Raw genomic sequence first — 12,580 nt, 5'->3', positions numbered from 1 at the left:
GCGATACGCCAGCCGTTTCAGGTATCCTGACGGCTGACGCTCATGATCAGAACACCCGAGACATCATCACCCATATCCTGTTTGGCAACGTCCAACAGCGACCGGCGCAAGGTCTCAAGATTGCCGGACTCGGTGAACGCGCCATCAAACCCACCGGTATTGGCGTGATCGAACAATACCTGAAGGAATCCATCTCTCAGCTTGGGTTCGATCTTGTAGATTTCTTCCTCCAATCCTGGTCGGGTCTCCAGACTCAGCGACATCGTAACCAGCGCCGAAATCCGATCATGTTCCACGATTGGCACAACAAATTGCTTGGACAATTTGAAGTAATCATGGGCACCAGACTCATCCATGGATTTCTTGATACTATCGTCCTTGGATGTGCTTTCGCCAGGTTTCTCCTCAGCGGAAACCGTGGGCGGATCAGCCTTTGTGCCGTCCTTCGGGGCAAGCACGATACCTGCACCCACACCAGCTGCAAGCCCTGCGACAAGCAACACAACAGGCAGAAGCTTCTTAATCATTGCAACACCTTAAAATGGCAGCAGGCTATCAAGGATTTGTTGCCCATATCGGGGCTGCTGAACGTCGCTGATTTGACCACGCCCACCATATGACACCCGCGCCGAGGCGATCTTGTCATAGGTGATCTCATTCTGGCGCGAGATATCCTCGGGGCGGACGTATCCGGCCACCAACAGCTCGCGGAGTTCGAAGTTAACCCGCAACTCTTGCGACCCGGCAATCGAAAGCACCCCGTTGGGCAGCACGTCAACGACGGTTGCCGCAACCCTTAAGGTCAGTTTCTCCTTCCGTTTGACCGACCCTTTGCCTTTGCTGACCGACGATGAATCGATGGAGACCGCATCATCCAGCGAAGCACCATCCGGCAAACGTTCGGCTGCCCGCTGCGGCAGGCCAAACAAGCCTGGCACCTCCAGGCTCTCGGATCCCGAACGTGAGCGGTTGGTGTCATTTGAGATTTCGGCCTTTTCATCCAGCTCGATCACCACAGTCAGAATGTCCCCTTTCTTCATCGCCCGCTGGTCTCCGAGCAAAGAGTGCTGCCCCCCACGCCAAAGCGATGATTGATCGACCGTACGCTGAGATTGCGCGTGAAGCGGCAGGCCCGGCCAAAGCATTGCCACATGTTCAGGCGATTCCGTATTGGGTGTCAGGCTGGGCGGCTTCCCCAGATGATCCAGGCGAGCGCAGGCAGACAGGGTCACAACTCCCATCAAGATGGTTTTTGTCATGTTTCGCATCACTTTACCTCTATCTGCCCGTCCGGGCGGACAACCCCGGTCACGGTCGTGCGAGAGGACAGATTCATCACCCGAATTCTCTCGCCTTCTGCCCCCCGTCCCAGCGCGCGACCTTCGGTTTTGATGGATATCGGGCGTCTAACAAAAACCAATGTGACCAGTTCATTGCGATCGACAATCGCCGGGGGGCCGACATCGGATGGGCGAATTGGTCGACCCGGATAAAGCGCAATCCGCGCCTCCTGGCCAACCAGCCGGGCAGCGTCACGGATGGCGCCGGTTGCAGACATGTCTTTGACCACCAGGTCTGCAGCGGCAATCACCTCTTTGGCGCGAATTGTGCGATTGGGCACGACGATTTCGGCCTGTAAAATGGCCGGAGCCATGATGAGTATCAGAATCAGTCCCCGCATCAGCGCACCTGCGTTGTTGCACCCATCATCTGATCGACAGCGGATATGACCTTGGCATTCATCTCATATCCGCGCTGCGCCTCGATCAACTCTGTCACTTCGCGTACGGCATCAACCGAACTGTCCTCAAGATACCCCTGCCGCAATGTGCCCAACCCATCCTCACCGGGTGTGCCTGTTGTGGGTGTGCCAGAGGCTTCGGTTTCCTTGAACAGGTTATTCCCAACCGCCTCCAGGCCTTTGGCGTTCGAAAAACTGGCCAGTGTCAACTCACCCAACAACTGACCTTCCGCGGTGTCGTCGAAATAGGCATAGACCTCACCCGCTGCATTGATCGAAATGGATCGGGCGTCATCCGGAATGGTGACTTCCGGGGCCACGGCAAACCCATCGGATGTCACAATCAGACCTTCCGCAGAGCGTTTCAGACTGCCATCGCGGGTAAACGCTGACTGACCATTGGGCATCGTCACTTCCAAGTACCCGCGCCCCTCGATTGCGATATCCAGATCACTGCCTGTCGCGGACAAAGCCCCCTGTTCCAGATGCACAGTGACAGCGGCCGGCCGGACACCCAGTCCCAGTTGAATACCGGTCGGCAATACAGTGCCATCATTGGCATTCACCGTTCCGGCCCGCGCCATCTGCTGATAATGCAGATCGGCAAACTCGGCCCGGCGCGCGTTGTAACCGGTGGTGTTCATGTTCGCCAGGTTGTTCGAGATCGTCTCAACCCGCATCTGCTGCGCCGTCATGCCCGTCGCTGCAATTTTCAAAGCTCGCATGTCAAATCCTCCGTTCCTAAATCAGCGCATCAGCGCCTTGAGGGCTCCGCGCAGGCGTTCGTCTTCTGTCTCCAGAAAACTCTGGCCCAGCTCGTACGCGCGCTGGATCTCGACCAGCCGCGTGACCTGTCCGATTGCGTTTACGTTCGACCCCTCCAGGAACCGGTGCACAACCAGCGGGTTATCAACCGGCGCAATGTCCCCCTCGGCCCGGAACCGGGTGCTGCCTTCGCGCACCAGTGTTGACGGATCAGCCACGCGATAGACCCCGATCTGGCCCAGCGCCTGCCCCTCGACACTGAGCGTGCCGTCCGTGCCCACATCGATTGAGGCCGCGTCGGGCGGAATGAAAACGGGCGCGCCGTTGCTGTCCAGAACCCGATGGCCATCCATGGTGACCAGATCGCCTTCGGCGCTTGGCGAAAAAGCCCCCGCGCGGGTAAGACGGTTGCCATCCGGTGTCTCAACCATGAAAAAACCATCGCCTTCGATGGCAAAATCGAACTGCCCTCCGGTCTCGGTCAGCACGCCTTGTTGCAACGAGGTATTTCGCGCCTCGGCCCGCGCCATGGAGAGGGAGGGATTACCCGGCATATCCCGGACGAATTCAGAAAAAACCAGCCCTTGCTGACGATACCCGGTGGTATTGGCATTGGCGATGTTATTGGCGACCAGCCGCATTTCATTCATCAGACCCGTTTGGCGGGACAAAGTTGTATAAGCGGTATCCATCAGCGACCTCCGGCGATCAAGGGGATGAGGGTGGCAGTGAAGAACGTGACCAGTGTCTGGGTCATGAAACCCATCGAAATCCAAAACACGACGACGATGGCGATCAGCTTTGGCACGAAGGTCAGCGTCATCTCCTGCACCGAGGTCAGGGCCTGAAACAGGCCGACAACCAGTCCCGATACCAGCGCCACGGTCAGAATGGGGACCGAAGTGATCACCGCGACCCACAGCGCCTGACGCACGATGTCATAGAAAAGTCCTTCGCCCAGCATCCTGTCAGACCGGCATCCGCAAGATTTCCTGATACGCCTCGACAACCTTGTTGCGTACGATTACGGCCGTTTCCACAGCCAGTTCGGTTTGTGCCAGCGCCTGAACCAGCGCATGGGGATCGGCTTGCCCCGTCATCGCGGCCTGCGACATATGTTCAGACTGTTTCAGCGTTGCGGCAAAATCCTGAAAAGCCGAACGCGTCCCTTGCGACAGTCCGGCGTGACCAGGATCGGCCTGCGTCGCAGGGCGTGCGCCGGCATAATTCTGAGCGGCATTCAGGGCTCGGATATCCATTCTGGTGTCCTTTATTTTCTGAGAAGTTCCATCAGGCTCGACGACATCTGGCGTGTCTGGTCGAACATCTTGAGATTGGCCTCGTAGCTGCGTTGCGCTTCGCGCGCGTCAGCGATCTCGATCATCAGATCGACGTTCGAGCCGCGGTAGTGGCCGGTCTCATCCGCCATCGCATGGCCGGGATCGTAGATCCGAGAAAGCGCGCGACGATCCAGCTTTACCTGCCCGGCCTGCACAATCTCGCGCCCATCTCTTTCGATCGACTCAAAAGGTACGGTCTTACGCCGATAACCGGGCGTGTCAGCGTTCGAGATGTTTTCCGACACATGTCGCAGGCGCGCGGCCTGCGCACGCAACGCGCTGGCCGACGCGGTAAGGGAATGGGAAAAATCGCTCATGTCATCCCTTCCTTATGCCCGGCCCAAAGAGGTGCGCAGAATGCCGATGGAAGACTTGTAGATCGCCAGCGCGCGGTCATGCTGGCGTTTGACTTCGACCGCTTTCAGCATCTCCTCTTCCAACGAGACACCGTTTCCGTTTGGATCACCTGAGGGCGTAGCCTCATATTCTGTCCAGGGGCGGGTGGTGACGGATCCGTTCAAATGCCCCATACGCGTGGAGATCATGCCGGATTCGCGGCCAGACTTTTCGAAGGCCTTCTGAAAAGCCTCAAGATCGCGGGGTTGATAGCCCGGCGTATCCGCATTGGCCATGTTGCGCGCAATCACCGCCTGCCGTTGTCCGGCATGGGTTGCCATTGCGTACGCTGTCTTAAAGACGTTCAGGTCATAGAACATCGGGGCTTCTCCCTCGATCAATTTCAATCAAGGCTTAACCCCGATTCCTTTAGAAACCGTTTTCAGAAACTCTCTGGAGGCCTAAAGATGTCCGCTCTCGATCCGATTCTTCTGAAATGCCAGCTCGACCGGCTTTCCGCCGTGCATCACACGGGCCGTGTGTCCGGCGTCGGACGTGGAGCCATAGAAATTGAAGGGCTGGAAGGTCATGCGCGGATCGGAGATCACTTGACCCTACGCCGCCGCACAGGGCCCGATCTGGACGGAGAGGTTCTACAAGTCGAAGCAAAATACATTCACATGCTGCCAGCGGCGGCGGCCGACGGAGTGTGTCTTGGCGATCAGGTGATTCTCGAGCATACGCCTGCCTTTGCGCCGGGAATGCACTGGTTGGGGCGCGTGGTCGACCCTTTTGGCAAACCGCTGGATGGCAAGCCTTTGCTACCCGGCACCCAAGATCGAGACATCATGACCCCCCCACCACCTGCCGTTGCGCGCAAACCACTGGGCAAGAGGATTGAAACCGGGCTGGCCATGCTCAATACTTTGCTGCCCCTCGTTCAGGGACAACGGATCGGCCTGTTTGCTGGCTCTGGCGTCGGAAAATCCACCTTGCTTGCCACGCTGGCACGGTCGGTACAGGCCGAAGTCGTCGTCGTTGCGCTGATCGGAGAGCGCGGGCGTGAGGTGAATGAGTTTGTCGAACACGCATTGGGCGCAGACGGGTTGAAACGCGCGGTTATCGTGGCGGCAACCTCGGATCAGTCAGCGCTGGCGCGCAGGCGGTGCGCCTGGTCGGCGATGTCAGTTGCGGAATATCTTCGTGATCAGGGACTGAATGTCCTGTTTCTGGCGGATTCCGTCACCCGATTTGCCGAGGCACATCGCGAAATCGCCGTCGCCATGGGCGAAACTTCATCGTTGCGCGGCTTCCCGCCTTCCGTCACGCCACTCATCGCCAACTTGTGCGAACGTGCTGGCCCCGGCATTGCCAATCAGGGCGATATCACCGCCGTTTTCAGCGTTCTGGTCGCCGGATCGGACATGGAAGAACCGATCGCCGACATTCTGCGCGGCGTGCTGGACGGGCATATTGTCCTGAGCCGCGAAATCGCTGAACGTGGCCGGTTTCCTGCCATCGACCTCAGCCGCTCCGTCTCGCGCAGCCTGCCTGGTGCTGCGACCGAGGACGAAAACCGGATGATTACGGAAACCCGCAAACTGGTCGGAAGTTACGAACAATCCGAGGTGATGATCAAAGCGGGGCTATACACCGAGGGGTCAGACCTTCTTCTGGACCAGGCAGTGCGCGTGCATGATGAATTGGACGCCTTTTTCGGCAAGGCGGAAACAGACGACATTCAAAATAGCTTCAACCGTTTGCAGTTGATTCTGCGGCGCGCCGGCACCAAGTTGCCCGCATGAAAAAATCGAGACAGTTTTAAACGTTAAACCCGCCTTAAGACCTGCCCGGTTACTCCTGTTTTCGGGTGATAGAAAAGGTGGTGGAGATGGGTGCGCAATCCAATGCGGCGCCGATCATCATCAAGAAGAAACGTGTAACGGGTGGCGATGGTCATCACGGTGGTGCGTGGAAGGTCGCGTATGCAGACTTTGTCACGGCCATGATGGCGTTCTTCATGTTGATGTGGCTGCTGAACGCAACGACGGAAAAACAACGCAAAGGTTTGGCAGATTACTTCTCGCCGACCATTCCCGTGAATCCCGTGTCAGGCGGGGGGGACGGGGCCTTTGGCGGCGACAACATGTTCTCGGAAAAAACCATGGTGATGGACGGATCGGGAGCAAGCAACCGCAGTCCAACCCGCGCGCAACAGGCGCGTGGATCAATCGGTGTGAATGATCAGGGCGGCAAAAAGATTTCCGAGGACTTTTCGACACTCGAAGCACACCTCCTTGGCCGAACCGGAGAGAGCATGGTGTCTGACAAGCTGCGCAAGCATATTGTCACCCGCGTCACAGAAGAAGGATTGGTGGTCGAACTGTTCGACACCGAGGATCAGCCGCTGTTCGAGCCCGATTCCGACAAGCCAACCCAGATGATGCGGGCGCTGATTCTTTTGGTAGCCCGTTCCTCGGATCTGGTGACCAATGCCATTTCGGTCGAAGGCCATGTCCGCTCTGCTCCGGTTGTTCTGGCGGAAAAACCGGTTTGGGCGCTGTCGACAACGCGTGCGCGTGTCGTGCGCAAAATTCTTGAAAACAAGGGCATTCCGGATCATCGCATGGCCCGTGTCACCGGCCATGCTGACCGGGAATTGTCCGTTCCAAACCCCATGGCTGTACGCAACAACCGGATCGAGATCGTCTTTCTTCGCAACCCTTAACCCTCTTAATATTGGACGGATTTTAGATGTTAGCCCGCTGTTAAGACCCCACGCGTTAGCTGTTGCACCGATAAGTGACGCAACAGAAAGGCGCGCCAATGACCATTTCCTCTTCGCTGAATGCCGGTGTGGCGGCGTTGAAGGCCAATGCCAACCGGCTGGCCTCGATCTCGGACAACATCGCCAATTCCTCAACCTTTGGATACAAACGGGTCGAAACGGATTTTCATTCCATGGTCACCTCTGGTCAGGGTGGCAGCTATTCGGCGGGCGGTGTCAGAACCACCAGCCAGCGCCTGATCGACCAGCGCGGGTCATTGGTGACGACGAACAATTCCACTGATCTGGCCGTACGTGGGCGCGGAATGCTGCCCGTACGGCCCAGTTCGCAAATCGCGGGCGGCTCGAATGAGATGCTGCTGACTACAACCGGGTCCTTTCGTACGAATGAGGAAGGCTATCTCGTCACGGAATCAGGTCTGGTTCTGCTGGGATGGCGCGCCGCACCTGACGGCTCGATCCCGTCGGTGCCCCGCGACACGCCAGCCGCCCTGGAACCGATCCAGCTGAGCGTCAACCAATTGTCCGGGGCGCCAACGACCCAGATGAACCTGCGCATGAATCTGCCCGCCACTGCCACCGACGCCGGCGCTCCTGGTGACATTCAACCGCTTTCGGTCGAGTATTTTGACAATCTGGGCAAGTCGGAAAGCGTGGATATCGAGTTAACGCCCACAGTACCGGCAACGGGGTCCAGCAACACCTGGACCATGACCCTGCGCGATTCCGCGTCGGGCGGGGCGATCATAGGTGAATACACGTTAACCTTCACCAACAGCCGCGCGTCCGGGGGAACATTGGCCAGTGTCACAGCGATATCGGGCGGGGCATATGATCCGGTGACCGGCAGTGTCGTGGTCAACGTTGCAGGCGGACCCATGGAGATCAACATCGGCCAGATCGGGGATTCCGATGGCATTACCCAGCTTTCGGATACGTTCGCCCCCGTTTCCATCACGCGCGACGGCTCCGCCGTAGGCACGATGACAAGCGTGCAGGTGGATGAGAACGGATATGTCTACGCCTTCTACGATACCGGTGTCAGCCGTCGCATGTTCCAGATTCCTCTTGCAGATGTGCCAAATCCGAACGGGCTGACTGCACTGGATAGTCAAACCTACGCACCGTCACGCGAAAGTGGGACGTTCTTTCTGTGGAACGCAGGCGAAGGTCCGACCGGTGATCTGATTTCATTTGCGCGCGAAGAATCAACAACCGACGTGGCCACGGAACTGACTTCAATGATCCAAACGCAGCGCGCTTATTCCTCCAGCGCAAAGGTCATCCAGACAGTGGACGAGATGCTGCAGGAAACCACCAATATCAAACGCTGATCGCCGCGCTGACCTGAAGAAAGGAGCCTTTCAATGAGCATTTCAACCGCGCTGAACAACGCCATAGGTGGCCTGAACGCCGCCAGCCGGGGGGCTGCGGTTGTTTCAGGCAACATCGCAAATGCTCTGACGCCAGGTTACGCCCGCCGCACGCTGGAACTGACGACCAGTACGGTTTCGGGCAATGGCGTACGAATTGTCGGCGTCACCAGACATCAGGATCCTGTCCTGGTTGCGAACCGGCGTGAAACGGACGCGGAACTCTCACATGCCAGCGTGATGTCGGATTTTTATGTCGGCTTCGAAAAGCTGGTTGGAACCGCGGACGACCCGGCCTCGGTATCTTCGCGCTTGGCCACGTTCGAGAGCAGTTTGATAACGGCTGCAAGCCTTCCAGATTCGGCCCAGCGTCTGGATCAGGCCGTCCAGGCGGCACAAGAGGTCAGTATCGCACTAAACAAAGCCTCCGAAGGCTTGCGCCACGTGCGCTCGGACGCGGATCGGACGATTGGCACTCAGGTGGCGTCTTTGAATGAGACTCTGCAAGATGTCGAGAATCTGAATGCCCGTATCGTCGCCGTTCAGAATTCCGGTGGAGATGTCGGCGCAATGCTGGATCAGCGTCAAAGGCTGATCGATCAGATCAATACGTTGATTCCGGTCAATGTGGTGGCCCGCGACAACAATCAGGTGTCACTTTATTCCGATGGCGGCTTGATCCTTCTGGAAGGCACTGCCGCCGAGTTCGCATTCTCGACCACCGGGGACACCAAACCCCATATGACGGTCGCTAACGGTTTGCTATCGGGTCTTTCGCTCAACGGTCAGCCCGTGCGTGTCAGTGGAGATTTCGCGCAGATTCGAGGTGGCGCGTTGGCCGCGCAGTTCAAAATACGCGACGAACTGGCCGTAGAGGCTCAGATTAATCTGGATACCATCGCGCGCGATCTGATCGAACGATTTGAAACTCCGGGTCTGGACCCGACAGCCTTGCCTTCGGATCCTGGTCTTTTCACCGATCGCGGCACCCGGTTTGATCCCCTCGCGCCTCCCGGTCTTGCATCAAGGATCGAAGTGAATGAGATTGTCGTTCCCAACCAAGGCGGTGACAGCTGGCGGCTGCGTACCGGACTGGGGGCCACAGGCCCGGGCGACCCCGGGACCGCCGCCCAGCTGCAGGCATTTGGCGCAATTCTCACGACCGCACGACCAATTTCTGGGCCCGGCCTGGGGACCGGAGATATGCGAATGTCCGATCTGTTTCGGGCGCTGCAGTCGTTCGCGGGAGCCAAAGCCCATACGGCGACGGAACGCAGGGCGTTTGCCGCAAACGCTCAGCTGCAAATGCAAAAGATTGAAGCAGAGCAAGGTGTTGACAGCGATGCCGAGCTTCAGCGGTTGATACTAATTGAACAATCCTATGCCGCAAACGCCAGAATTGTCGCCGTGGTTGATGAACTTATGGACACTTTGCTGAGGCTTTGAACATGACACTGACTTCCATCGGCGATCTGGCGCGTGGTTTGACCCTGCGCGCGCGCAGCACTGACATCAAAACTCAGATCGAAACCCTGTCTCATGAAATGTCGACAGGGCGGGTTCAGGATATCTCGGGCCGATTAGGTGGCGATTACGCCTATCTGCTGGAACTAGATCGCGGTCTGGAACGGCTGGACGCCTATGCGATCGCGACAACCGAAGCGCGACTGTTTACCGAAGCGATGCAGACAAGCGTGAAGACTATTGCAGAATCGACCTCGGATATGTCGGCAGATTTGTTGTCTTTCGGAACATCGAACCAGGCGGTTACTCATCAACAAGCCTCGGTTCAGGCACGCAATCAGTTGGATACGATGGTGTCCGCTCTCAACGCCCGCACGGGCGGGCGAAGCCTTTTTTCAGGGACGGCGACCGATGTCTCGCCCTTACCGGATGCGGACAGCATTTTGAGCTCGCTACAATCCGAACTGACCGGGTTGGTCACGACCAGCGCGATCCGTCAGGCCGCCGATAACTGGATGAACGATCCGACCAAGTTTGACGCGGTTATCTATGGTGGGTCGGCAAATGCTCTGGCCCCGATGCAGATTTCGGACGGGGAACAGATTGATCTTCCAATAACGGCCCTTGATCCAGCGATAAAAGCCGCGATCCGTGACGTCGCCCTTACCGCGCTTGTCGCTGATGCTGCCCTGGGTTTCCCTCCGTCCCAGCGAACTGCATTGTTCAAAGATCTCGGCGTTGATCTCGCTGGCGCGACAGACGAGCTCGTCAAACTTCGCGGCGAGATCGGGACCGCAGAGGCGCGTATCGAGCAAGCAGACACGCGCAACACAGCGGCACGCACCAGCACGGAGTTCGCACGTAACGAATTGATTGCTGCTGATCCGTATGAAACCGCCGCACGGTTGCAAACGGTACAGTTCCAGCTGGAAAGCCTCTACGCGGTCACAGTGCGCAATGCCAACCTTTCACTGGTGAATTTCCTGAGATGAGACTTCTGGCGTTCCTGTTTTTCCTGCTACCCTGCCTGGCGCATGCCGGAGCAATTCGGCTGAAGGATCTGGTGGATTTCGATGGTGTTCGGGGCAACGACCTTGTCGGCTATGGGCTGGTGGTCGGCCTGAACGGAACAGGGGACGGGTTGAGAAACTCTCCTTTTACCGAGGAAATCATGACCAATATCCTCGAGCGATTGGGCGTAAACGTGAACGGAGAGGATTTTCGACCCAAGAATGTAGCGGCTGTTCTGGTCACGGCCAGTCTGCCACCCTTCGCACGGGTTGGCGGGCAAATCGATGTGACCGTTTCTGCCATCGGAGACTCCAAGGGCTTGCTGGGCGGGACCCTCATTATGACTCCTCTGAATGCCGCCGATGGCCAGATATACGCGGTTGCGCAGGGCACTGTTCTGGCCGGCGGCGCAGCGGCGGAGGGAGAGGCCGCTTCGGTAGTTCGCGGCGTGCCCACCTCGGGTGTGATCCCGTCGGGTGCGCGGGTCGAACGCGAAGTCGGTTTCGAACTTGCCGATCTGACACAAATGCGTCTGGCCTTGCGGGAACCGGATTTCACAACGGCGGGCCGTATTGAGGTTGCGATCAACACCGAATTCAACCGTCCCGTTGCAATCATGCGCGACTCAGGAACCGTTGAACTCAATATCCAAGCGACTCAGGCCCTGTCCACGGCCCATGCAATCGGTCGCATCGAGAACATCCTGATTGAGCCGGAAAGCAAGGCGCGCGTGGTTGTGGATCAACGCTCTGGCACCATCGTTATGGGGCAGGATGTGCGCATTTCACGTGTGGCTGTCTCACAGGGCAATCTGACCCTTACAGTTGAGGAGGCACCAATTGCGGTGCAACCCAACCCGTTCGCACAGGGCGAAACTGTTGTCGTGCCCCGCACAATTGCCGGCATCGAAGAGGAGGAAGGCACCGGGCTTGCGGAAATCCCCGATGCAACGACCCTGTCCGAAGTGGTGGCAGGTCTGAATGCGCTTGGCGTGTCCCCCCGCGATATGATCGACATTCTGAAAACCATCAAGGCGGCTGGTGCTCTGCACGCAGAATTTGTCGTTCGCTAGGGCATTTCCCACGGGGATCAGGCACACAAACGGCGACTGGGGTTATTTTGATTTCCAACTGTCCAGCCAGCGTCGCGCCTTGGTGCCCTGTTCTTCCACCGCGTCGCCAGCCGCATAAAGGCTGTCTTCTACGTTTTCGATCATCGGATCGATCCGGGCTTCGCGGAACCTGCGCCAGCGCACCCAAAGGGCCCATAGCAGGGCAAAGAAAACCGTCAGGAAAATGATATTGAACCAGGGAATGATGCGATGATCGGGCGTATCGACCTGCCAGATTTTCACGGCATTCGGAAAGATCGACAGAAACTCGCTCCGCCAGCCATAATGCCGGACAACCACCCATCGTGGGCTGACTTCGGCTGACTTCAGATCAGCCGCCTCGGCCTGCAGGTTGGAAGAGTTCAGCTTGAAGTAAGGCGGCCAACCCCAACCCGTGTCTTCGTTTCTGTAGACCATGACTTTGCCATTGGCCTTCCGGGTTTGAATAAAAAATACATCCCGGTTGGGCGTGTTTGGGTTGCTGCCCACATCCTGTGACGACCAGAAGATGCTGTTTTCGCCCGGATCGATCCGCTTTTCATAAGTATCTGAAATTCGGACAATATCATGCTGCGGCAACGTGTAATTCAGAACCGAGGCGACACTTCCCCAGAACAGGATGATAATGGCCCATTTGATATAGCGCATAGG

At 57.7% G+C, this 12,580-nt stretch carries 16 protein-coding genes; 6 read left to right on the top strand and 10 right to left on the bottom strand.

The window, feature by feature from the left end:
* Positions 1-17 precede the first annotated feature (17 nt).
* Genes ACRZ9X_RS19270 through ACRZ9X_RS19230 form a run of 9 tightly spaced genes read right to left on the bottom strand, consistent with a single transcriptional unit; the run spans position 18 to position 4,562 of the window.
* Positions 18-527 carry a flagellar basal body-associated FliL family protein gene (locus ACRZ9X_RS19270; RefSeq protein WP_480521705.1) on the bottom strand — a complete coding sequence of 170 codons (510 nt, stop codon included), beginning with the start codon at positions 525-527 and terminating at the stop codon, positions 18-20.
* 9 nt (positions 528-536) lie between these two features.
* Positions 537-1,259: a flagellar basal body L-ring protein FlgH gene (flgH, locus tag ACRZ9X_RS19265; protein ID WP_480521704.1), complete on the bottom strand. Its 723-nt coding sequence runs from the start codon at positions 1,257-1,259 to the stop codon at positions 537-539.
* An 8-nt stretch (positions 1,260-1,267) separates the two neighbouring features.
* On the bottom strand, positions 1,268-1,681 hold the full coding sequence (gene flgA, locus ACRZ9X_RS19260) for a flagellar basal body P-ring formation chaperone FlgA (RefSeq protein ID WP_480521703.1): 414 nt from the start codon (positions 1,679-1,681) through the stop codon (positions 1,268-1,270).
* A complete protein-coding gene (gene flgG, locus ACRZ9X_RS19255; RefSeq protein WP_480521702.1) occupies positions 1,681-2,466 on the bottom strand; it encodes a flagellar basal-body rod protein FlgG in 786 nt (261 codons plus the stop codon). The genes flgA and flgG overlap by 1 nt, the downstream gene beginning before the upstream one ends.
* Positions 2,467-2,487: 21 nt before the next feature.
* Positions 2,488-3,198 (bottom strand): flagellar hook-basal body complex protein, encoded by a 711-nt coding sequence (locus tag ACRZ9X_RS19250; RefSeq protein WP_480521701.1) that lies wholly within the window; start codon positions 3,196-3,198, stop codon positions 2,488-2,490.
* On the bottom strand, positions 3,198-3,470 hold the full coding sequence (locus ACRZ9X_RS19245; RefSeq protein ID WP_480521700.1) for a flagellar biosynthetic protein FliQ: 273 nt from the start codon (positions 3,468-3,470) through the stop codon (positions 3,198-3,200). Before ACRZ9X_RS19245 ends, ACRZ9X_RS19250 begins: the two co-directional genes overlap by 1 nt.
* A 4-nt stretch (positions 3,471-3,474) precedes the next feature.
* Positions 3,475-3,765: a flagellar hook-basal body complex protein FliE gene (gene fliE / locus ACRZ9X_RS19240; RefSeq protein ID WP_480521699.1), complete on the bottom strand. Its 291-nt coding sequence runs from the start codon at positions 3,763-3,765 to the stop codon at positions 3,475-3,477.
* Between the two features lie 11 nt (positions 3,766-3,776).
* A complete protein-coding gene (gene flgC, locus ACRZ9X_RS19235) occupies positions 3,777-4,163 on the bottom strand; it encodes a flagellar basal body rod protein FlgC (RefSeq protein ID WP_480521698.1) in 387 nt (128 codons plus the stop codon).
* 12 nt (positions 4,164-4,175) lie between these two features.
* Complete coding sequence (locus tag ACRZ9X_RS19230; protein WP_480521778.1) at positions 4,176-4,562, bottom strand: FlgB family protein; 387 nt, start codon at positions 4,560-4,562, stop codon at positions 4,176-4,178.
* An 87-nt stretch (positions 4,563-4,649) separates the two neighbouring features.
* Between ACRZ9X_RS19230 and ACRZ9X_RS19225 the strand changes: the two genes are divergently transcribed.
* From ACRZ9X_RS19225 to ACRZ9X_RS19200, 6 genes are all read left to right on the top strand, one after another.
* Complete coding sequence (locus ACRZ9X_RS19225) at positions 4,650-5,987, top strand: FliI/YscN family ATPase (RefSeq protein WP_480521697.1); 1,338 nt, start codon at positions 4,650-4,652, stop codon at positions 5,985-5,987.
* A gap of 86 nt (positions 5,988-6,073) precedes the next feature.
* Entirely contained in the window at positions 6,074-6,910 is an 837-nt protein-coding gene (locus ACRZ9X_RS19220) for a flagellar motor protein MotB (RefSeq protein ID WP_480521696.1), read from the top strand.
* A 98-nt stretch (positions 6,911-7,008) separates the two neighbouring features.
* The gene (locus ACRZ9X_RS19215; RefSeq protein ID WP_480521695.1) at positions 7,009-8,304 is read left to right on the top strand and encodes a flagellar hook protein FlgE; all 1,296 of its coding nucleotides are present in this window, start codon (positions 7,009-7,011) and stop codon (positions 8,302-8,304) included.
* A 33-nt stretch (positions 8,305-8,337) separates the two neighbouring features.
* Positions 8,338-9,789 carry a flagellar hook-associated protein FlgK gene (gene flgK / locus ACRZ9X_RS19210; protein WP_480521694.1) on the top strand — a complete coding sequence of 484 codons (1,452 nt, stop codon included), beginning with the start codon at positions 8,338-8,340 and terminating at the stop codon, positions 9,787-9,789.
* A 2-nt stretch (positions 9,790-9,791) separates the two neighbouring features.
* A complete protein-coding gene (locus ACRZ9X_RS19205; RefSeq protein WP_480521693.1) occupies positions 9,792-10,799 on the top strand; it encodes a flagellin in 1,008 nt (335 codons plus the stop codon).
* Entirely contained in the window at positions 10,796-11,890 is a 1,095-nt protein-coding gene (locus ACRZ9X_RS19200; RefSeq protein WP_480521692.1) for a flagellar basal body P-ring protein FlgI, read from the top strand. Before ACRZ9X_RS19205 ends, ACRZ9X_RS19200 begins: the two co-directional genes overlap by 4 nt.
* 42 nt (positions 11,891-11,932) lie before the next feature.
* Here ACRZ9X_RS19200 and ACRZ9X_RS19195 read toward each other — a convergent pair whose 3' ends face one another.
* Positions 11,933-12,577: a DUF1523 family protein gene (locus ACRZ9X_RS19195; protein WP_480521691.1), complete on the bottom strand. Its 645-nt coding sequence runs from the start codon at positions 12,575-12,577 to the stop codon at positions 11,933-11,935.
* Between the last annotated feature and the right edge of the window lie 3 nt (positions 12,578-12,580).

This window comes from Ruegeria sp. AL1, from assembly GCF_056540905.1.
The sequence above is the reverse complement of the archived record's forward strand: the minus strand, read 5'-3'. Positions and strand labels throughout refer to the sequence as shown.

Coding starts and splice junctions, on each gene's coding strand:
- ACRZ9X_RS19270 (WP_480521705.1), bottom strand. CDS start 527: ATGATTAAGAAGCTTCTGCCTGTTGTGTTGCTTGTCGCAGGGCTTGCA.
- flgH (WP_480521704.1), bottom strand. CDS start 1,259: ATGACAAAAACCATCTTGATGGGAGTTGTGACCCTGTCTGCCTGCGCT.
- flgA (WP_480521703.1), bottom strand. CDS start 1,681: ATGCGGGGACTGATTCTGATACTCATCATGGCTCCGGCCATTTTACAG.
- flgG (WP_480521702.1), bottom strand. CDS start 2,466: ATGCGAGCTTTGAAAATTGCAGCGACGGGCATGACGGCGCAGCAGATG.
- ACRZ9X_RS19250 (WP_480521701.1), bottom strand. CDS start 3,198: ATGGATACCGCTTATACAACTTTGTCCCGCCAAACGGGTCTGATGAAT.
- ACRZ9X_RS19245 (WP_480521700.1), bottom strand. CDS start 3,470: ATGCTGGGCGAAGGACTTTTCTATGACATCGTGCGTCAGGCGCTGTGG.
- fliE (WP_480521699.1), bottom strand. CDS start 3,765: ATGGATATCCGAGCCCTGAATGCCGCTCAGAATTATGCCGGCGCACGC.
- flgC (WP_480521698.1), bottom strand. CDS start 4,163: ATGAGCGATTTTTCCCATTCCCTTACCGCGTCGGCCAGCGCGTTGCGT.
- ACRZ9X_RS19230 (WP_480521778.1), bottom strand. CDS start 4,562: ATGTTCTATGACCTGAACGTCTTTAAGACAGCGTACGCAATGGCAACC.
- ACRZ9X_RS19225 (WP_480521697.1), top strand. CDS start 4,650: ATGTCCGCTCTCGATCCGATTCTTCTGAAATGCCAGCTCGACCGGCTT.
- ACRZ9X_RS19220 (WP_480521696.1), top strand. CDS start 6,074: ATGGGTGCGCAATCCAATGCGGCGCCGATCATCATCAAGAAGAAACGT.
- ACRZ9X_RS19215 (WP_480521695.1), top strand. CDS start 7,009: ATGACCATTTCCTCTTCGCTGAATGCCGGTGTGGCGGCGTTGAAGGCC.
- flgK (WP_480521694.1), top strand. CDS start 8,338: ATGAGCATTTCAACCGCGCTGAACAACGCCATAGGTGGCCTGAACGCC.
- ACRZ9X_RS19205 (WP_480521693.1), top strand. CDS start 9,792: ATGACACTGACTTCCATCGGCGATCTGGCGCGTGGTTTGACCCTGCGC.
- ACRZ9X_RS19200 (WP_480521692.1), top strand. CDS start 10,796: ATGAGACTTCTGGCGTTCCTGTTTTTCCTGCTACCCTGCCTGGCGCAT.
- ACRZ9X_RS19195 (WP_480521691.1), bottom strand. CDS start 12,577: ATGCGCTATATCAAATGGGCCATTATCATCCTGTTCTGGGGAAGTGTC.